The organism is Saccharopolyspora sp. NPDC050389, from assembly GCF_040655595.1.
Taxonomy (GTDB): domain Bacteria; phylum Actinomycetota; class Actinomycetes; order Mycobacteriales; family Pseudonocardiaceae; genus Saccharopolyspora.
In genome coordinates this window covers 32,836-55,362 of sequence record NZ_JBFAKG010000056.1, presented here as the reverse complement: position 1 = coordinate 55,362, position 22,527 = coordinate 32,836, and the positions used below count along the sequence as shown (strand labels likewise).

The following is a 22,527-nucleotide window of genomic DNA, read 5'->3' as shown; positions in this document are numbered from 1 at the left end:
ACCCTCGCAACTCGCACCGCCGCGGGTTCTGAGCGGTTTTCTCGCGAGGACAGCCCCGACGCGTCGTATTGGACATACGTGTGTCGGGGATCCCACAGCGAGAAAACCGCAGTAACTCCCGCAGGGGGGCCGCTACCCGCGCCGCCACGCAGAACGACCACGGAATCAATCCTCTAGCCGTCAGCGCTGGCCCGGGCCGTCCTCCAGGTCGCCCTCGGTCTGCAGGTAGACATCCTGCAGCGCTTGCAAGGTGTCGGGATTCGGCTCCTGCCACATCTGCCGGTTGGCGGCCTCCAGCAGCCGTTCGGTGATGCCGTGCAGCGCCCACGGGTTGGACTCGGTGAGGAACCGCTGGTTCTCCTCGTCCAGCACGTAGGTCTCGGCGAGCTTCTCGTACATCCAGTCGGCCACGACGCCGGTCGTGGCGTCGTAGCCGAACAGGTAGTCCACCGTCGCCGCGAGCTCGAACGCGCCCTTGTAGCCGTGGCGGCGCATCGCCGCCAGCCACCGGGGGTTGACGACGCGGGCCCGGAACACCCGCGACGTCTCCTCGGTCAGGGACCTGGTGCGGATCGAGTCGGGGCGCGTGCTGTCGCCGATGTAGGCCGCCGGCGCCTTGCCGGTCAGCGCGCGGACCGTGGCGATCATGCCGCCGTGGTACTGGAAGTAGTCGTCGGAGTCGGCGATGTCGTGCTCGCGCGTGTCGGTGTTCTTCGCCGCCACGGAGATCCGCTTGTAGGCGCTCTCCATGTCGGCGCGGGCCGGTTCTCCGTCCAGCTCGCGCCCGTAGGCGAAACCGCCCCACACCGCGTACACCTCGGCGAGGTCGGCGTCGTCGCGCCAGTTCCGGCTGTCGATGAGCGGCAGGATCCCCGCGCCGTACGCGCCCGGCTTGGAGCCGAAGATCCGCATCGTGGCGCGGCGTTCGTCGCCGTGCTCGGCGAGGTCGGCTCGCGCGTGCGCCCGCACGAAGTTCTGCTCGTCCGGCTCGTCGAGGGCGGCGACCAGGCGCACGGCGTCGTCGAGGAGGGCGACCACGTGCGGGAAGGCGTCCCGGAAGAAACCGCTGATGCGGACCGTGACGTCGATGCGGGGACGGCCCAGCTCGCCGAGCGGGATCGCCTCCAACCCGTTGACCCGGCGCGACGCCTCGTCCCAGGTCGGCCGGACGCCGAGCAGCGCCAGCACCTCCGCGATGTCGTCGCCGGACGTGCGCATCGCGCTGGTGCCCCACACCGACAGGCCGACCGAGCGGGGCCAGTCGCCGGTGTCGGCGCGGTAGCGGTCGAGCAGGGATTCGGCGATCGCCCAACCCGTCTCCCAGGCCAGGCGGCTGGGTACGGCCTTGGGGTCCACCGAGTAGAAGTTGCGGCCGGTGGGGAGGACGTTGACCAGCCCGCGCAGCGGCGATCCGCTGGGGCCCGCGGGAACGTACCCGCCTTCGAGGGCGTGCAGCGTCGCGCTCATCTCGTCGGTCGTCGCGGCGAGCCGCGGCACCACCTCGGTCGCGGCGAACTCCAGCACCCGGACGACCGCGTCCTCGGCGCCGCCGAGGATCTCCCGGCAGACCTCCGGCGCCGAGCCGGGGATCCAGCCGCGGTCTTCCATCGCCTGGACCAGGGCGTGCGCGCGGGTCTCGATGTCGTCGACCTGCTCCCGGGCGGCGCTGCCGTCTTCGGCGAGCCCGAGCGCTTCCCGCAATCCGGGCAGTGCGGCGGTTTGCCCGCTCCACATCTGGCGCGCGCGCAGCATCGCGAGCACGAGGTTCACCCGGGCCTCGCCGGCCGGGGCATCGCCGAGCACGTGCAGGCCGTCGCGGATCTGGGCGTCCTTGACCTCGCAGAGCCAGCCGTCGACGTGCAGCAGCATGTCGTCGAACTCCGCGTCGTGCGGCCGTCCTTCGAGCCCGAGGTCGTGGTCGAGCTTGGCGGCCTGCATCAGCGTCCAGATCTGGCTGCGGATCGCGGGCAGTTTCGCCGGGTCCATCGCGGAGATGTTGGCGTGCTCGTCGAGGAGCTGTTCCAGCCGGGCGATGTCGCCGTAGCTCTCCGCGCGGGCCATCGGCGGCACGAGGTGGTCGACCAGGGTGGCGTGCACCCGGCGCTTGGCCTGCGTGCCCTCGCCGGGGTCGTTGACCAGGAACGGGTAGATCAGCGGGAGGTCGGCGATCGCGGCGTCCGGAGCGCACGAGGCGGACATGCCCGCGGTCTTGCCCGGCAGCCATTCGAGGTTGCCGTGCTTGCCCAGGTGCACCATGGCGTGGGCGCCGAACTCGTCGATCAGCCAGCGGTAGGCCGCCAGGTAGTGGTGGCTCGGCGGCAGGTCCGGGTCGTGGTAGATCGCGATCGGGTTCTCGCCGAAGCCGCGGGGCGGCTGCACCATGAGCACGACGTTGCCCGCCTGGACGGCGGCGAGCACGATCTCGCCGTCCGGATCCTGGGAGCGGTCGACGAACAGCTCTCCCGGCGGCGGTCCCCAGTGCTCCTCGATGTCGGCGCGCAGGTCCTCGGGCAGCGTCGCGAACCAGCTCGCGTAGCGGCCGGCGGGGATGCGGACCGGGTTGCCGCTCAGCTGCTCCTCGGACAGCCAGTCCCGGTCCTGGCCACCGGCGGCGATCAGCGCGTGGATCAGGGCGTCGCCGTCTTGGCTCGCGACGCCGGGCAGTGCGTCGGGGCCGTCCGCGGGGCCGACGTCGTAGCCGTGCTCGCGCAGCGCCTGCAGCAGGCGGACCGCGCTGACCGGCGTGTCCAGGCCGACCGCGTTGCCGATCCGGGAATGCTTGGTCGGGTAGGCCGAGAGCATCAGTGCCAGGCGCTTTTCCTGCGGTGGCACGTGCCGCAACGTTGCGTGCCGGACCGCGATGCCGGCAACCCTGGCCGCGCGTTCGCGGTCGGCCACGTAGACCGGCAGACCCTCGGCGTCGTTCTCCTTGAAGGAGAACGGCACGGTGATCAGGCGGCCGTCGAACTCGGGCACGGCGACCTGCGTGGCCATGTCCAGCGGCGACAGGCCCTCGTCGTTGTCCTCCCAGGCGGCGCGGGTGCTGGTCAGGCACAGCCCCTGCAGGATCGGGATGTCGAGTTCGGCGAGCGCGCCGACGTCCCACGCCTCGTCGTCACCGCCGGCGGAGGCGGTGGCGGGTTTCGTGCCTCCCGCGGCGAGCACCGTGACGATCAGCGCGTCCGCCCGGCCGAGCTGCTCCAGCAGCTGGGCGTCGGGCGCTCGCAGGGAGGCGCAGAACAGCGGGAGGGCTTGGCCTCCGGCGTCTTCGATGGCCTCGCACAGCGCGTGCGCGAACGCGGTGTTGCCCGCCATGTGGTGCGCGCGGTAGTAGAGCACAGCGACGGTCGGTCCTTCGGTGCGCCGCGGTGTCCGCTCCAGCACACCCCAGGTCGGCGTTTCCGCCGGCGGCTCGAAGCCGTGCCCGGTGAGCAGGATCGTGTCGGACAGGAAGCGGTGCAGCTCCGCCAGGTTGTCCGGGCCGCCGTGGGCGAGGTAGCGGTGCGCTTCGGCGCACACCCCGCTCGGCACGGTCGAGCATTCCATCAGTTCCGCGTCCGGGGCCTGTTCGCCGCCGAGCACGATCACCGGGCGCGGGCCCGCGAGCAGGGCGTCCAGGCCCTCTTCCCAGGCCCGGCGGCCGCCGAGCAGTCGCACGACGACGAGGTCGACGTCCTCCAGCAGCGGCGGCAGGTCGTCCACGCCCAGCCGCGCCGGGTTGCCGAGCCGGTACTCGGCGTCGGCGGCCCTCGCGCTGAGCAGATCTGTGTCCGAAGTGGACAGAAGTAGGATCATGCGGATCGCTCCTCGGCGTGGCGAACGGCGTCGCTGGGCCTGGGCGCGCGTGCGCGGCGCATGACGGCACCTCTCTCGGGGTCCTCGCCCCGGTTCGTAGGTCGCGGCGACCGGAGTCTCCTGGCTCCCGGATCAGCGCTCGCTCCGTCTTCCCGTCCAGTTCGGACAGTGACTTCCTGGAGTCCGCTCCCCGGTGACAGTGGCGGGACCGCGCCGGATTCGCACCGGCTTCCTCCGCATGTCGCCGCTGAATGCTGCGACCACTCTTCGCAACGAGGCGATCTTACGTCAAGCGGCGCGGGCATGACGCGCGTCGCACCGCTCTTGGTTTGCGTCCGCAACTACCGAGGTCCGTAGTATCACCCGCGTGTTGCACAGAGCCAGACCAGAACGGGACGCGTGTCCCGGCGCGCTGCGGGTGCACGAGGCAGCCGACGGTGGGCTGGCCCGGATCCGCGTCCCAGGCGGCGTGCTCACGCCGTCCCAGGTTCGAGCGATCGCGGCGGCCGCGGCCCTCGGCGACGGTGGTGTGGAGCTCACTTCGCGGGCGAACGTGCAGGTGCGCGGCCTACCCGCGGGAGCGGAGCTGGAACTCGCCGCTCGGCTCCGGGCGGCGGGGTTGCTGCCGTCGGCAACGCACGAGCGGGTCCGCAACATCATCGGCTCGCCCTCCGCAGACGGCCGCGAGCTGGTGGATGTTCGGGCGGTGACCGGAGAACTAGACGCAGCGCTCTGCGCGACGCCGTCGCTGGCGGCCCTGCCCGGGCGTTTCCTGTTCGCCGTCGACGACGGCAGCGCGGACGTCATCTCGCTCGGCGCCGATGTCGGCCTGCTCGCGGAGCGGGCCGGCACCCTGGCGCTGGTGCTCGCCGGCGTGGACTCCGGTGTGCGGGCGACTCCACAACAGGCGGCCGGCGTCGCGATCGCCGCGGCGGAGGCGTTCCTGGCGGAGAAGGCCGCACAGGGCCGCTCTGCGTGGCGGCTGGCCGAGCTCGACGATGGCGCGCGCCGGATCACCGGTCGGCTGTCCGCGACCTTCGACGTCGTCCCGGCCGAGCCGCGGCCGCTGCCGTCGAACCGGCAGAGCACACATGCGCAGGTCGGCAGGGTGGATCGCCGCGACGGAACGGCCGCGGTGGTGGCGGGGGCACCACTGGGCCTCCTGTCGCGGGACCAGCTGGATATCATCACCGCCGCGTCCGACGCCGCGGGTGAACTTCGCCTGACGCCGTGGCGGACCGTCGTCCTGCCCGGTTTGCGGCCGGACGAAGCCGGCCGGTGGATGTCGGACCTCGGTGCGCGCGGTCTGCTCGTCGATCCGTCCTCGGCAGGTGTCGGGGTGACCGCGTGCACTGGTCGTCCCGGGTGCGCGAAGGCGCGGGCCGACGTCCGCGAAGACGCCCGGCGCACGTTGCAAGCCCCGGCCGGCGGCGCTCTGCCGGTGCATTGGTCGGGTTGCGAACGGCGCTGCGGCCGACCACAGGGGCGCGTTGTGGAAGTACTGGCCACCGGTGCCGGCTACGAGGTCGGTCTCGACGAGGAGACACGGGCGTCCGAAGCCGATGCCGACCAGGTATCCGCCGCGCTCGTCGCGGCACGGAGGAAAGTGTGAACGAGAACAACGGGGCGCCCCGCTACCGCGGGGTGCCCGACTACGTCCGGGAAGGGGCGGAGATCTACCGCCGCTCCTTCGCCACGATCCGTGCGGAAGCCGCCCTGAGCGGCCTGCCGCCGGAGGTGGCCGGGGTAGCGGTGCGGATGATCCACGCCTGCGGCATGGTCGACCTGGTCGACGACCTCGCGCACTCTGCGAACGCGGTGATCAACGCGCGCGCCGCGCTCCGCGACGGCGCGCCGGTGCTGTGCGACGCCGCGATGGTCGCAGCCGGCGTGACCCGACGTCGCCTGCCCGCGGACAACGCCGTGATCTGCACGTTGTCCGACGAGCGGGTCCCAGGCCTGGCCCGCGAGCTGGGCACGACGCGCAGCGCCGCGGCGTTGGAGCTGTGGCGCGACCGGTTGGCGGGCTCGGTCGTCGCGATCGGCAACGCCCCGACGGCGCTGTTCCGGCTGCTGGAGATGATCGAGGACGGCGCCCCGAGGCCCGCCGCGGTGCTGGGCCTGCCCGTCGGATTCATCGGTGCCGCGGAATCGAAGGAGGCGTTGGCGGAGCACCCCAGCGGGCTGGAGCACCTGGTGGTGCACGGCCGCCGGGGCGGCAGCGCCATGGCGGTGGCCGCCATCAACGCGATCGCGAGCGAGGAAGAGTGAGCAGCAACGGCAAGGGCACGCTTTTCGGCGTGGGTCTCGGCCCCGGCGACCCGGAGCTGGTGACGGTCAAGGCGGCTCGGCTGATCGAACGGGCCGAGGTGATCGCGTACCACAGCGCCCGGCACGGCCGGAGCATCGCGAGATCCGTCGCCGAGCCGTACCTGCGGCCGGGGCAGATCGAGGAGGCCCTCGTCTACCCGGTGACCACCGAGACCACCGACCACCCGGGCGGCTACCAGGGCGCCATCGACGAGTTCTACGCGGACTGCGCGGCCAGGCTCGCCGCGCACCTCGACGCCGGGCGGGACGTGGTCCTGCTCGCCGAGGGCGACCCGCTCTTCTACGGGTCCTACATGCACATGCACAAGCGGTTGGTGGGCCGCTTCCGGGCCGAGGTCGTCCCCGGCATCACGTCGATCAGCGGCGCCTCGGCTGCGCTGGGGCGCCCGCTGGCCGAACGCGACGAGGTCTTCACCGTGCTGCCGGGCACCCTCCCGCCGGACGTCCTCGCCGAGCGGCTCGCCACGACCGATGCCGCCGCGGTGCTCAAGCTGGGGCGCACCTTCGAAGGCGTGCGGCAGGCGTTCGAGAAGGCCGGACGCGTGGACGAGGCGTGGTACGTCGAGCGCGCGACCACGGATCGGCAGCGCGTCCAGCCGTTCGCGGACGTCGATCCGGACACCGTCCCGTACTTCTCGCTGGCACTGCTGCCCGGACCGGCGAATTCGGACGTCGCAGTCCACGCGACCTCTGCGACGTCTGCGATCGCTGCGGCCGGCGGCGCAGAGCGGGGCGAGGTCGTGGTGGTCGGGCTCGGTCCCGGCGGGCGCGAGTGGGTGACGCCGGAGGCCCAGGCGGAGCTCGCCGCGGCCGACGACCTGGTCGGCTACGCCCCGTACCTCGCCCGGATCCCGGACAACCCGCGGCAGCGCAAGCACGCGTCCGACAACCGGGTGGAGGCGGAACGGGCGGAGTTCGCGCTGGAGCTGGCCAGGCGCGGGTCGCGGGTCGCGGTGGTCTCCTCCGGTGATCCGGGTGTGTTCGCGATGGCCAGCGCGGTGCTGGAGGTCGCGGCGGAGCGCTCGGACGTACCCGTGCGGATCCTGCCTGGCATGACGGCGGCGCAGGCGGTGGCGAGCCGCGTCGGCGCGCCGCTGGGCCACGACTTCTGCGTGCTGTCGCTGTCCGACCGGCTCAAGCCGTGGGAGGTGATCGTCGAGCGGCTGCGCGCCGCGGCCGCCGCTGACCTGGTCATGGCGATCTACAACCCCGCCTCGCGCAGCCGGACCTGGCAGGTCGCGGCCGCCCGGGACGCGGTCCTGGAACACCGCTCGCCCGACACGCCGGTGGTCATCGGCCGGGACGTCGGTGGCCCGGCGGAGAGCATCAAGGTGGTGCACTTGGCCGACCTCGATCCGTCCGATGTGGACATGCGGTGCCTGCTGCTGATCGGCTCGTCGACGACGCGGATCGTCGGCGGCGCCGACGGGCGCGATGTCGTGTTCACGCCGAGGCGCTACCCGGCGTGATCTCGTTGGCGCAGCGCGGAATCGAGCCAGGCGATGGCGTCCTCGACCGTCTCGGCCGATGGCGCGGGAGGCTGGGGTGGTCGCTGGACCACCACCACCGGCAGCCCGAGTTCGCGGGCCGCGGTGAGCTTCGCGCTCGTCATCGAACCGCCGCTGTTCTTGGTGACCACGACGTCGATGCTGTGTTCCCGCAGCAGGGCGAGCTCGTCGCGGACCGTGAACGGCCCGCGGGCGAGCAGCACAGTCGTGTGCGGCGGCAGCGGCGGTTCGGGCGGATCGACGGTCCGAACCAGGAATCGGAGGTCGAGCGCGGCGAAGTGCGCGAGGCCCTGCCGGCCGGTGGTGAGGAAGATCCGTTCGCCCAGCTCCGGCAGCAGCGCCGCGGCCGTCGTCATGGACGGCACCGCCCGCCAGTCGTCACCGGGACCCGGCTGCCAGGCGGGGCGGCACAGCACCAGGATCGGGCAACCCGCGCGATCCGCTGCCGCCACGGCGTTTTCGGTGATCGTGCCGGCGAACGGGTGGGTGGCGTCGACGACCGCGTCGACCTGCTCGCGCCGGAGCCAGTCGGCCAGCCCGTCGGGACCGCCGAAGCCACCGACGCGCACCTCGCCCGGCGGCAGCTGCGGTTCGCGGACCCGACCGGCGAGGGAGGACGTGACGTGCAGGTCTGGCCGCTCGGCGAGCCGCTCGGCGAGCTTCCTGGCTTCGCCGGTGCCACCGAGGAGGAGCACGCGGGTCATCCGACCCGCCTGGTTGTCGTTGCCGTCGTTGCGAACCGCATGAGGAGCATTGTCCCGGTATGAGCGGGCGAGAGGAGGGATCGGGCCTCCGGTACGGCTGGACGACGGGGGCCTGCGCGACGGCGTCGACGGCGGCCGCCTACACGGCGCTGCTGACCGGGACGTTCCCCGATCCCGTCGAGATCGTCCTGCCGAAGGGGCACCGGCCCGCCTTCGCGCTCGCGCGCGAACGGCTGGGTGACGGCTTCGCGACGGCCGGTGTGATCAAGGACGCCGGCGATGATCCCGACGTGACGCACGGCGCTCTCGTGTCGGTCATGGTCAGCCTCGCGGAGCCGGGACAGGGCGTGCTGTTCCGCGCTGGCGAGGGCGTGGGCACCATCACCAAGCCCGGCCTGCCGCTGCCGGTCGGCGAACCGGCGATCAACCCCGTGCCGCGGCAGCTGATCCGCGACGTCGTCGCGCGCGTCGCCGCGGAGCACGGCGGCAGCGGCGACGTCGTCGTCGAGGTGTCCGTCGAGGACGGGGCGGAACTCGCCCGGCACACCTGGAATCCGCGGCTGGGAATCCTCGGCGGACTGTCCATTTTGGGCACCACGGGTGTCGTCGTGCCGTACTCGTGCTCGGCGTGGATCGACAGCATCCGCCGCGGCGTCGACGTCGCGCGGGCGGAAGGGCTGGAGCACGTCGCCGGGTGCACGGGGAGCACCTCGGAGAAGGTCGTCACGGAACTCTACGGCCTGCACGACGAAGCGCTGCTCGACATGGGCGACTTCGCCGGGGCGGTGCTGAAGTACCTGCGGCGGCACCCGGTTCCGCGGCTCACGATCGCGGGCGGCATCGGGAAGATCTCCAAGCTCGCCGACGGGCACATGGACCTGCACTCCAAGCGGTCCCAGGTCGATTTCGCCTCGCTCGCCGGGATCGTCCGCGACGCGGGTGGAAGCGGCGAACTGGTCGGCCGGATCAGGGGCGCCAACACCGCGCTCGAAGCGCTGCAGCACTGCCTCGCCGCGAGCCTCCCGCTCGGCGATCTCATCGCCGACCGGGCGCGGGAGGTCAGCCTCGAAAGCCTGCGCGGGGCACCGGTTTCGGTGGACGTCATCGTCATCGACCGCGCGGGCACCGTCGTCGGCAGGACCGAGGCGGACTAGCGCGCGGGCCGCCGCAATTCGGTGGTGCTCGGAGCGGAAGTCGGGAAGGCTCGCGCGCATGGTTTCGGTATTGCAGAACGTGGCAATCGACTGCGCGGAAGCCTACGAGCTCGCCCGGTTCTGGAGCAGCGTGACCGGCCGTCCGCTGCATCCGGAGTGCGAGCCGGGCGACCCGGAGACCCGAGGTGATGCTGGCCGAGGGGCCGGTGCTGCACTTCAACCAGGTGCCCGAGCCCAAGGAGATCAAGAACCGGATCCACCTGTGCTTGCGCCCTGAGACCTCGCGCGAGCAGGAGGTGGAACGGCTGCTGGGCCTCGGTGCCACCTTCGTCGCCGATCACCGGAACGCCGACGGCTCGGGCTGGGCGGTCCTCGCCGACCCCGAAGGCAACGAATTCTGCGTTCTCCGCAGCGAATCCGAGCGGGCCGCGATGGATTCACGCACCGTCCCGACGGGTGACGCATGATGGCTGCGCACAGCCACTCGCCGAGGTCGAGGGCGGTCGCCTCGCAGCGGACCACGGGTTAGTAGCGCGGCGACGCCCGGTTCCGCGCTCGCCGCGTGGGTTCGCGGTGGTCGAGCGGGACGCGCGCGGCCACCTCATCGCTTGCGGTTGCGGTGCCAGCTGCGGAAAGCTCCGGTGAGGCCGGTACACCTTCCGGGGCAGGAACAGCGGTGCAGCCACCGGCGCGTCCGCTTTCGGTGGACGTCGTCGTCATTGACCGAGCAGTCACCATCGTCGGCCGCATGACCACCGCCACCACCCGAGAGCTCGTCCGGCGAACGCCAAGGGCCCAAGCCCTAGTCGCGGCAGCGGGCGGTGGAGTAGAGGTGGCTGTCGGGGAACTCCGACGCGGTCAGCACCTGGCCCACCACGACGACAGCGGTCCGCACGATGCCCGCGGCGCGCACGCGCTCCGCGATGTCGGAAAGCGTTGCGCGCAGGACGATTTCGTCCGCCCGGCTCGCGTTCGCGACCACGGCCACGGGGCACTCCGGGCCGTAGTTGGGCAGGAGTTCCTCGACGAGCTGCTCGATGCGATTGACCGCGAGGTGCAGCACCATCGTCGCCCGGCTCTGGCCGAGCGTGGCGAGGTCCTCGTGCTCGGGCATCGGTGTCGCGCGCGCGGAAGTGCGGGTGAGCACCACGGTCTGCCCGACGCCCGGCACGGTGAACTCCCGGTTCAGCGAGGCCGCCGCGGCTGCGAACGCCGGCACGCCCGGCACCATTTCGTATGGGACCCCGGCGGCGTCGAGGCGACGCATCTGCTCGGCGACGGCGCTGAACACCGACGGATCCCCGGAGTGCAGCCGTGCCACGTCGAGCCCGGCTTCGTGGGCGGCCAGCATCTCGGCGAGGATGTCGTCCAAGGTCAGCTTCGCAGTGTCCACCAGCTTGGCGTCGTTCGGGCAGTGCGTCAGCAACTCTTCCGGGACCAGGCTGCCCGCGTACAGGCAGACCGGTGACGAGGCGATGACGTCGCGGCCTCGCACGGTGATCAGATCTGCGGCGCCCGGCCCGGCACCCACGAAACGCACCGTCATCGCTTGCTCACCGCCCACTGCGTCACCGGCATCGCCGGCCGCCAGCCGGTGTAGCCACCGATCGGCGCCGCGCGCTCCACCGAGATCCGGACAAGTTCACCGCCGTGGCGGCCGTACCAGTCGGTCACCAGCACCTCCAACTCCAATGTGACCGCGTTGACCACCAGCCGACCGCCTCGTCGCAGGGCGGCCCAGCACGCTTCCAGCACGCCCGGTGCGGTGCCACCGCCACCGATGAAGATCGCGTCGGGCTCGTCCAGCCCGTCCAGCGCGCGTGGTGCGGCTCCGGTGACGACCTGGAGGCCGGGGACGCCCAACGCGCTCGCGTTCGTCGCGATGCGCCGTGCCCGGTCCTCGTGATGCTCGATCGCGATCGCCCGGGAGGACGGATCGCTGCGCATCCACTCGATCGCGATGCTACCGGCGCCGGCACCGACGTCCCACAACAGCTGTCCGGGCGTTGGGGCCAGCCGCGCCAGCGTGATCGCGCGCACGTCGCGCTTGGTGAGCTGCCCGTCGTGCTCGAATGCGTCGTCGGGCAGGCCCGGCGTGCTCGGCAGGGGCATCGCGTCGGGAGCCGGGCGGCATTCGATCGCGATCACGTTGAGCGGACTCACCACCGGCCGATCCCATCCGTCGGCGGTGGAACTCATCCGCTCTTCCTGCGCGCCGCCGAGCTCGGACAGCACGGTCATGTTGCTCGGCCCGTAACCGCGGGCCCGCAGCAGCGCGGCCACGTCGTCTGCGGTGCTGCCGTCGGAACTGAGGACCAGCAACCGGTTTCCCGGCTGAACCCGGGGATGCAGCAGTTCCACCGGCCTGCCGACCAGGCTCACGACGGCCGTCTCCTGCAGCGGCCAGCCCATTCGAGCGCATGCCAGCGACAGCGATGACGGGTGCGCAACGATCCGCACGCGATCCCGGCCCAGCAGCTTCACCAGCGTCGCGCCGATCCCGTAGAACATCGGGTCACCGCTGGCAAGCACGCAGATCGACCGGTCGGCGTGCTCGGCGAGCAGGCCCGGCAACGCCGGCAGCATGGGCGTGGGCCAGGACACCCGTTGTCCGTTCGCCTCGGGCACGAGGTCGAGCTGCCGCGAGCTGCCGAGCAACACATCCGCGGAATTCACGATGTCCTGGGCGTGCGGCGACAGTCCCGCCGCGCCGTCGGCCCCGATGCCCACGACGTGGACGAGCTCCGGCTTCTCCTGGTGAACGGTCACCGCATCACTTCACCACGTCGCCGCTAGAGCGTGCCGAGGACCTTCGTCACGGAGATCTCGATCACCACGCGGGACGGGTTCGCACGGGGTTTCTTGTAGCGCTGCTCGTACCGGGCCTCCGCGTCGGCCACCGCGCCGGGATTGTCCCGAACCACGGCGCGCCCCTGCAGGGTGGACCACCGCCGCCCGTCGACCTGGCAGACAGCGGCGGGCGCCCCATCCGGCCCGGCGGCGAGGATCTGGCGCACCTTGTGCGAGGTGCTCGAAGAGATCACGCGCGCGGTCGCCGTCTCGATGTCGAGGGTCACGCCGACCGGAACCACGTGCGGTGTGCCGTCGCGACGCACCGTTGTCAGCGTGCTCAGGTGCCGTTCCTGCCAGAACTGCAGGAATTCCTCGCTCACGTCGTCCAGCGGCGACTTCTGGCTCACCGGGCTTCCTCCTGCTCGGGGCGTTCGCACAGGTCGCCCCATCGTCCACGAGCATCCGGGGTGACGCGCACCCCGGATGCCGCGCGTCATCCCCGACGTGCTCCGCCGCGGTCGTTGCGGGTGCCGTGAGATCGCCTGCCGCCGCGTCCGGACGGACCGTGCGCGCCGCCGCGGCTGCCGCGATCTCCGTGCGCGCCTTCGGTGCTGCGGCCGCCCTCGCGGCGCCCCTGGCCGTTGCCGTCGAAACCGCGCTCCGCGCGGCGCGGCCCGCGGCTCGCCCTGGGCTCGCCGGTTTCGCGCTCGGTGCGTCGCTTCGCGCCTCGCGGCGCTTCGCCTTGCCTCGTGTTCCTGCTGCGCGGCGCTTCGCGCCGCTTCGGGTCGGCGATGGCGACGCCGTCGGGCTCGCGGGCTCCGGTCAGGCGCGCCAGTTCGGTGTCTTCGGGGCTGACCGTCGTGGTCGTGGCCTTGACGCCGGCCTGGTTCGCCATGGTCCGGAAAGCTTGCTTCTGGTCGTCCGTGACCAGCGTGACCACCGTGCCGGTCGCGCCCGCTCGGGCCGTTCGGCCCGCTCGGTGCAGGTAGTCCTTGGGGTCGGCCGGGGGTTCGACGTGCACCACCAGGCTGACGTCGTCGACGTGGATGCCGCGCGCGGCGACGTTCGTCGCCACCAGGGTCTCGGTCTCGCCGGTCTTGAACTCGTCGAGGATCCGGGTGCGCGCGTTCTGGGCCTTGCCGCCGTGCAGCGCCCCGGCCCGGATTCCGACCGCGCGCAGCTTCTTCGCGAGCCGGTCGGCATGGTGCTTGGTGCGCACGAACATGATCGTGCGGCCTTCGCGGGCCGCGATGCGGGCGAGCACCGCTTGCTTCTCCGCCGCGGACACCAGGAACTGGTGGTGGTCCATGCTGTCCACGCTCGCCGCCGGCGGCGCCAGCGAGTGCACCACCGGGTCGGTCATGTAGCGCTCGACGAGCTTGTCGACGTCGCCGTCCAGCGTCGCGGAGAACAGCAGGCGCTGGCCGTCGGCGGGAACCATGTCGAGCAGTTCCCGGACCTGCGGCAGGAAGCCCATGTCCGCCATCTGGTCGGCCTCGTCGAGAGCGGTCCGCTCCACTTCGGACAGCACGCAGGTGCCCTGGCGCACGTGGTCGGCCAGCCGGCCGGGCGTCGCGACGAGCACGTCCACGCCCCGGCGCAGCGTGTCGGCCTGCCGGGTGAACGAGGTGCCGCCGACGACCTCGCGGACGTAGAGGCCGAGCGCCTTGGCCAGCGGCTTGAGGGCGTCCGTGACCTGCGTGGCCAGTTCGCGGGTCGGCACCAGCACCAGCCCGCGCGGGTGCAGCGGGCGGGCGTTGCCCTGCTGCATCGCCAGCAGCGGCAGGCCGAAGGCGAGCGTCTTGCCGGATCCGGTCTGGCCCCGGCCCAGCACGTCCCGGCCGGTCAACGCGTCCGGGATGGTGGCCGCCTGGATCGGGAAGGCCTCGACCATCCCGCCGTCGGCCAGGGCGCGCACCAGCCGCTGCGGCAGCCCGAGCTGGTCGAAGGGCGCCGGATCGACGGCCGTGATGCCGACCTCGTCGAACAGGCTTCGCTTCGGCGCCTGCGGCTGGGATTGCGGGCGGCGTCGCCGGGGCCGCCGGGACGAGCGCGTGGGTGTGTTGAACGAACTTGATGGCACGAAGAAACTCCCGAGAGGCGGCGCGTCACGGGGAGGCTTCGCGGGGGTCCGCGTGCGATCGCAAGGACGAGCCCGGCGCATTCGCGCCGATAGGTGGATTCCGAGTCCGTCGACTCGTGGGCGGCCGGTGGTTCTCCCGGCCGGGTTCAGCGCCGAGTCTAGCCGATCGCGCGCGGTCACCGGTGGCTGGCGTGCGCGGCGGCCGAACTCGGCGCTGAGACCGCGATCACATCAGATTTCCCGCCGTGGCAAGGAGAACCGCCAGTTCTTCCGGATCCGTCAGGCGCTCGTCGGCGCCGCGGGCGCGAAACCAGCCGGCGATGTTGTCCGCGTCACGTCGCAGGAAGTCGAGCCCCCGCGGATTCGCCGCGAGATCGACCGCCTGCGGCAGGTCGATCAGCATCAGCCTGCCGTCGTGCACGAGCACGTTGTAGGCGGACAGGTCGCCGTGGGTGAAACCCCGCTCGGCCAGCACCACGAGCGCGTCGACGAGTTGCAGCCAGAGCTCGTCGAGCTCGTCCGGCGTCGGTCGCAGCGCCGCGAGCCGCGGGGCCGCCGTGCCGTCGGCGGAGCCCAGGAACTCCAGCAGGACTTCGGTGCCGACGCGCTGCACGGGATACGGCACCGGCGCGCCGGCTTGCCACAGCGACGACAGCACGGCGAATTCGGCCACCGCCCACTGCTGCGCGATCATGCCGCGCCCGAACGAGCTGCGCTGCTGCATCGCCCGCATCTCGCGGGACTTGCGCATTCGCCGGCCTTCCAGATATCCCGCGTCGCGGTGGAACATCCGGTGGTCCATGTCCCGGTACCGCTTCGCCGCGAGCAGGCAGGAGCTCTCACCGGGCACCGACCTGCGCAGCAGGTGCACGTCGGCTTCCTTGCCGGTCTTCAGCACGCCCAGCTCGTGGTCGACCGCGGCCAGCTCGGTCACCAGCCAGGACGGGTGCGGCCCGGGGCCGCGTTCTCCGGTGTCCCATGTGGACCAGCGGTCGGCGCCGCCGGGCAGCGGCTGTGGTTCTGGCTCGTCGCGTAGCGCGGCGAGTCGTTCGCGTTCCTCCTCGGTGAGTCGGCCGCGCCGCATCGGCTCGTCGTCGAAGCCGCGCTTCTTCGGCTGCTTCTGCTTGCGGCTCTTGATCGGCTTCGTGATGCGGATGAAGTCAGGGTCGTACTCGTCGTACGAAGACAAGATCTGGTGCTCCTCAAGCGGGACCTCCGCCGGGCACCGTTGTGTCAGCGCACGCGTGGCGGAGGGATACGGGTTCGGCGGTAGCTGCGCGGAATACGCACGCGCGCGAACATCACAAAGGCCACCATGGCGAACCTCCCTCCGAGCTCCTGCACTGCGTCAACTGGCCGAAGCCAGTCTGATCAATCGACGGCCACCGCCGCAACCGAATTTTCGCGCCCCGAAGGCCTCAGGCCCGGACGACGACGCAGAGCCCGCGGGCGCCCTCGCGTTCCACCTGCAGTCCGGCGTCGTTGGCGACGTCGAGGACGTCTTCGATCGCACCGGGCTCGTCGGGTGCCTGGGCCAGGGCCCGCGCCAGCTTCCCCTTGTGCGACTTGTTGTGGTGGCTGACGACTTTCCGCTTGCCCGTCGCGTCTTCGGACAGCACGCGAACCGCGACGGCGCTCGGCACCTTGGCCAGCGCCGCGTACGCGCCCGACCGCAGGTCGACCACCAGCTCGTCGGCATCGGCCAGCACCGGCTCCAGAACCGGGCGCCACACGCTGCGCAGCGTCCCGAACCCGGGCAGCGCGCTGCCGCCGGACAGGCGGTAGGCGGGGATCGCGTCGGTGCCCCGGACCAGCCCGAACAGCGCCGAGGCGACGGCCAGCCGGGCATCGGCCCGCGCGCGCTCGGCGGTCGGCAGCGACCGGATGTCGAGCGCGTCGTAGAGCACCCCGGTGTAGCGCTCGAGCGCCGGAGCCGTGGGCGAATCCCACAGCTCGGCGTTGCGCTCGACCTCCTCCACCTGGCGCTCCGACAGCCCCAGCGCCGCCAGGCTGGTGGGCACATCACCGGACAAAGTGGACAGTGCCTCGATCAGCTTCCGCCTGGTGGGCGTCAACTCCGGGTGCGACAGGGCGTCCAGATCCAGCGGCGCGCCCTCGCCACCGGCGGCCTTGGTCTCCGAAGGAGGAAGCAGAACCAACACCCCACCAGGCTAAGCGGTGCGCCCCGGCCGCCCGGCCCGGCGGGTCAGGCGGGGGAGAGGGTGCGGTCGGTGGTGGCCGGCAGCGCGGACAGGCCGTGGATGATCGACGTCGGACGGCGCACCACCGCGCCCGCCCGGCGGAGCCCGGGCAGGCGGGTCGCCAGGCAGCGGAACGCGATCTCGGCCTCCATCCGGGCCAGCGGCGCGCCCAGGCAGTAGTGGATGCCCGAGGAGAACGCGAGGTGATCGGCCCGGTCCGGACGGGTGATGTCGAACCGGTCCGGGTCGTCGTGCACCGCCGGGTCCCGCCCGGCCGACGCCAGCACCGCCAGCACCGGCGTGTCCACCCGCAGCCGGCGACCGGCCAGCTCCACCGGCTCGTGCGCGATCCGCATCGTCACCTGAACGGGTGGATCCCAGCGCAGCGTCTCGTCGACCACGGCCGATGCCATGCCCGGATCCGCGCGCAGCAGATCCCACTGCTCCGGGTGCTCCAGCAGCGCGAGGGTGCCGTTGCCGATCAGGTTGACCGTCGTCTCGAAACCGGCGACCAGCAGCACGTCGCACAGCTGCACCAGCTCGGCGCCGGTCAGCTTGTCCTCGTCGAGGGCCGCGACCAGGTCGCTGACGATGTCCTCACCGGGCTCCGTGCGACGCCGCGCGATCAGCCCGGTGAACAGCGTGTCGAGCTCGCCGAAGGACTCCCGCATCTGCCGGAGCTGGCGGGCCGAGCGGACGCCGTCCAGCGCCCCGGCCAGCACCGTGCCGTGGTGCGCCAGCCGCTGGGCGTCCAGCGGCGGCAGCCCGAGCAGCTCGCAGATCACCCGGATCGGCAGCGGGCCGGCGAAGTCCCGGACCACGTCGAACTCGCGGCGCTCGGCCGCCTGGTCCAGCAGGTCGTGGGCGATCTGCTCGATGCGCTCGCGGTAGGTCTCCAGGCGGCGCGGCCGGAAGGCCGGGGCGGCGAGCTTGCGCAACCGGGAATGGTCGGGTGGATCGAGCTCCAGCAGCGAGAGCTGCAGGTCGACCGCGGCGGCCGTCGGATCGCCGTAGGAGCCGTCGCTGGTGCGCACGCCGAACCGCCGGTCCCGCAGCACCTCGTCGCACAGCTGGTGGGTGGTCGCGACCAGTACCCCGAGCCTGCTGCGCACCAGCGGCCCCTGCTCGCGCATCTCCCGGTAGAGCGGGTACGGATCATCCCGCCACGGGGCGTGCAGCAGGCGCGCCATCGGGTCGCCGCGCACGGCGAAGAGCCAGGTCAGCGCCCCTTGTGCGAGCAGTCGCGCGCGGAGGTTGAACTCCGCTAATCGGCCGTGGTCGCTGCGGGCCTGCTGAGCGGACATCGGACCCCCTACGTGAAACGGACACCTACTTCGAGGTAACCGCACGCATGGCGACCCGACAATGGGCCAACCGGATCAGTGCCCGCTGGCCACGCAGAACTCGTTGCCCTCCGGGTCCTGGAGCACGGTCCACTGCAAGCCGCCGGGCGCCTCGTGCTCGCCCAGCTCCGTGGCGCCCAGCTCGACGAGGCGGCGCACCTCGGCCCGCCGGTCGGTGGTGCCCAGGTCCACGTGGACCCGGTTCTTCCCGGCACGCGGCTCGGCCACCTGCTGCAACCCGAGCGCCACCCCGCCCTCCTGGTTCGCGGCGAGCATCACGAACTCGCCGACGTCGAGGACGACGGACGTGTCCAGGGCCTGCGTCCAGAACTCCGCCAGCTTCCGGGGCGATGCGCAGTCGATCGTCACCATGCCGATACTCAGTGCCATGGCGCGGAAGATAGGCGCCGACCCCGACAGCCGCCGGGCGACGCGGGTAATCCGCTGGTGGTGACCCGGGGGTGGGTCGCTACCCTGCGGTTGACGAATCAGGCCGGACGAGGAGCTAGTAGCCGTGATCACGAGGATGTCGACGTTGTTCCTGCGTACCCTGCGCGAGGATCCGGCCGACGCCGAGGTGCCGAGCCACAAGCTGCTCGTCCGCGCCGGCTACGTCCGCCGGATCGCGCCGGGCATCTACTCGTGGCTGCCGCTGGGCCTGCGGGTGCTGCGCAAGATCGAGGAGATCGTGCGCGAGGAGATGAACGGGATCGGCGCGCAGGAGATCCACTTCCCCGCGCTGCTGCCGAAGGAGCCCTACGAGGCGACCAACCGCTGGACCGAGTACGGCCCGAACCTGTTCCGGTTGAAGGACCGCAAGGGTGGCGACTACCTGCTCGGCCCGACGCACGAGGAGCTGTTCGCACTCACCGTCAAGGGCGAGTACAGCTCCTACAAGGACTACCCGGTCATGCTGTACCAGATCCAGACCAAGTACCGGGACGAGGAGCGGCCCCGCGCCGGCATCCTGCGCGGCCGCGAGTTCGTGATGAAGGACTCGTACTCCTTCGACCTGGACGACGAGGGCCTGGCCGCCTCCTACCAGCTGCACCGCGACGCCTACATCCGGATCTTCGACCGGGTCGGGCTGCGCTACGTGATCGTCGCGGCCACCTCCGGCGCGATGGGCGGTTCGGCGTCCGAGGAGTTCCTGGCGGAGAGCGAGACCGGTGAGGACACCTTCGTCCGCAGCACCGAGTCGGGCTTCGCCGCCAACGTCGAGGCCGTGGTCACCCCGGCGCTGGCCGCCGAGCCGGTCGAGGGCAAGCCGGCCGCCGAGGTCCACCACACGCCGAGCACGCCGACCATCGAGACCCTGGTCGACTTCCTCAACGCCAACACCGACCGCAAGTTCACCGCGGCCGACACGCTGAAGAACGTGCTGGTCAAGACCCGGCAGCCGGGTTCGCCGGACTGGGAGCTGCTGGCCGTGGGCCTGCCCGGGGACCGCGAGGTCGACATGAAGCGGCTGGAGGCCTCGCTGGAGCCCGCCGAGGTGGCGCTGCTGGAAGAGCCCGACTTCGCCGCCAACCCGTTCCTGGTCAAGGGCTACATCGGCCCGAAGGCGCTGCAGGACAACGGCGTTCGCTACCTGGTCGACCCGCGCGTGGTGACCGGGACGGCGTGGGTCACCGGCGCCGACAAGACCGACCACCACGTGGTGGACCTGCTGTGCGGCCGGGACTTCACCCCGGACGGCACCATCGAGGCCGCCGAGGTCCGCGAGGGCGACCCGTCGCCGGACGGCCAGGGCACCCTGGTCGCCGCGCGCGGCATCGAGATCGGCCACATCTTCCAGCTGGGCCGCAAGTACGCCGACGCGTTCTCGCTGGACGCGCTCGGCCAGGACGGCAAGCCGAAGCGCATCACCATGGGCTCCTACGGCGTCGGGGTGTCGCGGCTGGTGGCCGCGATCGCCGAGCAGAGCCACGACGAGGTCGGCCTGGTGTGGCCGCGCGAGGTGGCGCCCGCCGACGTGCACGTGGTGATCGCGGGCAAGGACGAGAGCATCCGGGAGCGCGGCGAGGCCATCGCGGCCGAGCTCGACGCGGCCGGCGTGCAGGTGATCCTGGACGACCGGACGGTGTCGCCGGGCGTGAAGTTCGCCGACTCCGAGCTGGTCGGGGTGCCGACGATCCTGGTGGTGGGCAAGGGCCTGACCAGGGGCGTCGTCGAGGTCCGCGACCGGCGCTCTGGCGAGCGCGCGGAGATCGAGGCGGACAACGCGGTGCAGCACCTCATCGACGTCGTCCGCGGCTGAGAAACCCGCTTTCGCTGATAACCTGCAGGAACGTTGCTCTGGAGCCGTGGGTCAGGACAGCGCGGTGAGCACCGCGTCGGTGTCTGCGAGGTTCGGCAGGACCGCGTGGGCGCCCGCAGCGCGGAGGTCGTCCTCGCTGCTGGAACCGGTGGCGACGCCGACCGCGACCGCGCCGAAGCGCAGCGCACCCGCGACGTCGTGCGGCGTGTCGCCGACGACCACGACGGAGTCGGGGGAGATCGGCTTGCCGTGGCGGTCTTCGGCCTTCCCCACGGAGTCCGAGATCAGGTCGTGGCGGTGCACCGAGGCCGCGCCGAAGCCGCCGATCTCGAAGTCGACGTGGTGGTGCAGGCCGAAGGATTCGAGCTTGTGGAAGGCGACCTCCGCGAGGTTCCCGGTCACCAGCGTCTGCGTGAACCGCGGTTCCGCCGCCAGCGCCGTCAGCGCCCGGGCCGCTCCGGGCAGCGCGCTGCCGCGCTGCGAGAGCTCGTCGCGCGTGTCGGCGACCGCGCTGGTCAGCGCCTCGAACATGGCCGCGATCGTGGGCTCGTCCGGGGTGCTGCCGTGGATCTCCAGCACGTCGGTGGTGATCGCCAGCTCGGTGCGGCCGGCGGTGTCCGGCATGCGGTGCAGCGCCTTGCCGGTCACGTCCGCGAGCGCGCGGCGGTACCAGCGGGAGCCGAAGCCCCGGGCGTCGATCAGGGTCAGGTCGATGTCCCACAGCACGAGTCGCGTCACCGCACCATCCTGCCAGTCCGACCGGCCGGGGCGGGACGTCCGTTCTGCCGGGAACCGCGGGCTCAGGAGGCGAGGTCGCGGCGGGCGGTCTCGGTGACCATCGACATGCCCAGCACCGTCAGCGCCAGGCAGCAGATCAGCATGATCGCCACCGGCATCGCCGAATGCGTCGCCCGCAGCAGCGCCGTGCCGATCAGCGGCGCTGCGGCGCCGGCGATCACCGTGGCGGCCTGATATCCCAGCGACACCCCGGAATACCGCACCGAGGTGCCGAAGAGTTCGGCGTAGAAGGCGGATTGCGCGCCGGTCAGCGTGCCGTGCAGCAGCAGGCCGACCGCCACCGCCAGGAACACCAGCGTCGGATCGTGGCTCGCGACCAGCGGGAAGAAGATCGTCGTCCACAGTGCACACCCGATGGCGGCGGTGATCGCCACCGGGCGGCGGCCGAGCCGGTCGGACAACGCCCCGCCGGCGAGCATCGCCAACGCCTGCACGAGAGAACCGATGGTCACCGCGGTGGCCGTGATCGCCGTGGGAAGCCCGATGCTGCCCGCGTAGACCAGCAGGAAGATGGTGAACACGTAGAAGGCCGCGTTCTCGCCCGTGCGCGCCGCGAACACCGCGAACACCGCCCGCGGATACCGGCTCAGTGCTTCGAGCACCGGCGCCTGCTCCTCGCGGCCCTCCTCGGCGACGGCCTGGAACAGCGGCGACTCGGCCACCCGCAGCCGTACCCACAACCCGATGACGACCAGCAGGATCGACGCCAGGAACGGGATCCGCCAGCCCCACGCCGAGTACTGCGCGCCGGCCGTTCCGGCCGCCATCGCGGCCAGAGCGCCCGTGGCGAGCAGGTTGCCCAGCGGCCCGCCGGTCTGCGGCCACGCGGTCCAGAAGCCACGCCGCTCGCGCGGCCCGTGCTCGGCCACCAGCAGCACCGCGCCGCCGAACTCGCCGCCGAGCGCGAAGCCCTGCACCAGCCGCAGCAGCGTCAGCAGCAGCGGCGCCGCGATCCCGATCTGCTGGTAGCCCGGCAGCACGCCGATCAGCACCGATGCGGAGCCCATCAGGACCAGGCTGATCACCAGCAGCCGCTTGCGGCCGATCCGGTCGCCGAAGTGCCCGAACACCAGGCCGCCCAGCGGCCGGGCGGCGAACCCGACGGCGTAGGTGACCAGCGCCAGCAGCACGCCGAGCAGCCCGCCGGAATGCGGGAAGAAGACCGGGCCGAACACGGTGGCCGCGGCGGCCCCGTACAGGAAGAAGTCGTAGAACTCGACGGTGGTCCCGACCACGCCCGCGGACACCACGCGGGCCAGGCGGCGAGTTCCCCCAGCTGTTGTCGTCACGGTCGCAAAGAGTGCTCGCGCGACCACGCCCCGCGCAAGATCCCGGCTCGAAGTTGCCTCGTCCGCAATGCCATTGGAATCAAACCTCCGATTCCAATGAGGTTTTTCCAACCTCGTTTTGGGTGGCGGTGCGGGTAGCGGAACCTCAGACGCTCCCTGGACTGTGGGTGCCCCTCCTTATGTATGTCCAATACGCGGCGGAGGGGCACGGCCTCGCAGGGAGCCCAAGGGCGGGCATTGTCTGAGAACCCGCGGCGGTGCCAGTTGC

General features: G+C 71.9%; 17 protein-coding genes, 1 pseudogene and 1 riboswitch. Of the genes and pseudogenes, 6 read left to right on the top strand and 12 right to left on the bottom strand.

Annotation, left to right across the window (positions count from 1 at the left end):
• Positions 1-180: 180 nt before the first annotated feature.
• Positions 181-3,795, bottom strand: a complete 3,615-nt coding sequence (gene cobN / locus AB0I53_RS31200; RefSeq protein WP_358610858.1) for a cobaltochelatase subunit CobN — start codon at positions 3,793-3,795, stop codon at positions 181-183.
• Positions 3,796-3,908: 113 nt separating this feature from the next.
• Positions 3,909-4,030: riboswitch (cobalamin riboswitch) on the bottom strand.
• A 132-nt stretch (positions 4,031-4,162) separates the two neighbouring features.
• Here cobN and cobG point away from each other — a divergent pair.
• The 3 genes from cobG to AB0I53_RS31185 are packed head-to-tail and all read left to right on the top strand — an operon-like array spanning position 4,163 to position 7,595.
• Positions 4,163-5,407, top strand: a complete 1,245-nt coding sequence (gene cobG / locus AB0I53_RS31195; protein ID WP_358610855.1) for a precorrin-3B synthase — start codon at positions 4,163-4,165, stop codon at positions 5,405-5,407.
• 32 nt (positions 5,408-5,439) lie between these two features.
• Positions 5,440-6,066: a precorrin-8X methylmutase gene (locus AB0I53_RS31190; protein WP_358610891.1), complete on the top strand. Its 627-nt coding sequence runs from the start codon at positions 5,440-5,442 to the stop codon at positions 6,064-6,066.
• Positions 6,063-7,595 (top strand): precorrin-2 C(20)-methyltransferase, encoded by a 1,533-nt coding sequence (locus AB0I53_RS31185; protein WP_358610852.1) that lies wholly within the window; start codon positions 6,063-6,065, stop codon positions 7,593-7,595. Before AB0I53_RS31190 ends, AB0I53_RS31185 begins: the two co-directional genes overlap by 4 nt.
• On the opposite strand, the gene AB0I53_RS31180 is transcribed toward AB0I53_RS31185, so the two are convergent.
• Complete coding sequence (locus AB0I53_RS31180) at positions 7,583-8,338, bottom strand: cobalt-precorrin-6A reductase (protein WP_358610850.1); 756 nt, start codon at positions 8,336-8,338, stop codon at positions 7,583-7,585. The two genes, AB0I53_RS31185 and AB0I53_RS31180, sit on opposite strands and share 13 nt — an antisense overlap.
• A gap of 59 nt (positions 8,339-8,397) precedes the next feature.
• Between AB0I53_RS31180 and AB0I53_RS31175 the strand changes: the two genes are divergently transcribed.
• Together AB0I53_RS31175 and AB0I53_RS31170 are read left to right on the top strand one after the other, a co-directional pair.
• Positions 8,398-9,492 (top strand): cobalt-precorrin-5B (C(1))-methyltransferase, encoded by a 1,095-nt coding sequence (locus tag AB0I53_RS31175; protein WP_358610847.1) that lies wholly within the window; start codon positions 8,398-8,400, stop codon positions 9,490-9,492.
• A gap of 58 nt (positions 9,493-9,550) precedes the next feature.
• Positions 9,551-9,959: pseudogene (locus tag AB0I53_RS31170) on the top strand (VOC family protein).
• A 335-nt stretch (positions 9,960-10,294) separates the two neighbouring features.
• Here AB0I53_RS31170 and cobM read toward each other — a convergent pair.
• The 8 genes from cobM to AB0I53_RS31130 all read right to left on the bottom strand — a co-directional run bounded on the left by cobM (position 10,295) and on the right by AB0I53_RS31130 (position 18,302).
• Positions 10,295-11,038: a precorrin-4 C(11)-methyltransferase gene (gene cobM, locus AB0I53_RS31165; RefSeq protein ID WP_358610844.1), complete on the bottom strand. Its 744-nt coding sequence runs from the start codon at positions 11,036-11,038 to the stop codon at positions 10,295-10,297.
• Complete coding sequence (cbiE, locus tag AB0I53_RS31160) at positions 11,035-12,261, bottom strand: precorrin-6y C5,15-methyltransferase (decarboxylating) subunit CbiE (RefSeq protein ID WP_358610841.1); 1,227 nt, start codon at positions 12,259-12,261, stop codon at positions 11,035-11,037. The genes cobM and cbiE overlap by 4 nt, the downstream gene beginning before the upstream one ends.
• 23 nt (positions 12,262-12,284) lie before the next feature.
• Positions 12,285-12,692: a pyridoxamine 5'-phosphate oxidase family protein gene (locus AB0I53_RS31155; protein ID WP_358610838.1), complete on the bottom strand. Its 408-nt coding sequence runs from the start codon at positions 12,690-12,692 to the stop codon at positions 12,285-12,287.
• A gap of 86 nt (positions 12,693-12,778) precedes the next feature.
• Positions 12,779-14,368 (bottom strand): DEAD/DEAH box helicase, encoded by a 1,590-nt coding sequence (locus AB0I53_RS31150; protein ID WP_358610835.1) that lies wholly within the window; start codon positions 14,366-14,368, stop codon positions 12,779-12,781.
• Between the two features lie 226 nt (positions 14,369-14,594).
• Positions 14,595-15,557: an RIO1 family regulatory kinase/ATPase gene (locus AB0I53_RS31145; protein WP_358610832.1), complete on the bottom strand. Its 963-nt coding sequence runs from the start codon at positions 15,555-15,557 to the stop codon at positions 14,595-14,597.
• A gap of 229 nt (positions 15,558-15,786) precedes the next feature.
• Entirely contained in the window at positions 15,787-16,530 is a 744-nt protein-coding gene (yaaA, locus tag AB0I53_RS31140; RefSeq protein WP_358610829.1) for a peroxide stress protein YaaA, read from the bottom strand.
• Between the two features lie 44 nt (positions 16,531-16,574).
• On the bottom strand, positions 16,575-17,873 hold the full coding sequence (locus AB0I53_RS31135; protein WP_358610826.1) for a cytochrome P450: 1,299 nt from the start codon (positions 17,871-17,873) through the stop codon (positions 16,575-16,577).
• Between the two features lie 75 nt (positions 17,874-17,948).
• On the bottom strand, positions 17,949-18,302 hold the full coding sequence (locus tag AB0I53_RS31130) for a VOC family protein (RefSeq protein ID WP_358610823.1): 354 nt from the start codon (positions 18,300-18,302) through the stop codon (positions 17,949-17,951).
• Positions 18,303-18,426: 124 nt separating this feature from the next.
• Here AB0I53_RS31130 and AB0I53_RS31125 point away from each other — a divergent pair, with 124 nt between their 5' ends.
• A complete protein-coding gene (locus AB0I53_RS31125; protein ID WP_358610820.1) occupies positions 18,427-20,172 on the top strand; it encodes a proline--tRNA ligase in 1,746 nt (581 codons plus the stop codon).
• A 51-nt stretch (positions 20,173-20,223) separates the two neighbouring features.
• Here AB0I53_RS31125 and AB0I53_RS31120 read toward each other — a convergent pair whose 3' ends face one another.
• Positions 20,224-20,910 carry an HAD hydrolase-like protein gene (locus AB0I53_RS31120; protein ID WP_358610817.1) on the bottom strand — a complete coding sequence of 229 codons (687 nt, stop codon included), beginning with the start codon at positions 20,908-20,910 and terminating at the stop codon, positions 20,224-20,226.
• A 62-nt stretch (positions 20,911-20,972) separates the two neighbouring features.
• A complete protein-coding gene (locus AB0I53_RS31115) occupies positions 20,973-22,259 on the bottom strand; it encodes an MFS transporter (protein ID WP_358610814.1) in 1,287 nt (428 codons plus the stop codon).
• Positions 22,260-22,527: the final 268 nt, after the last annotated feature.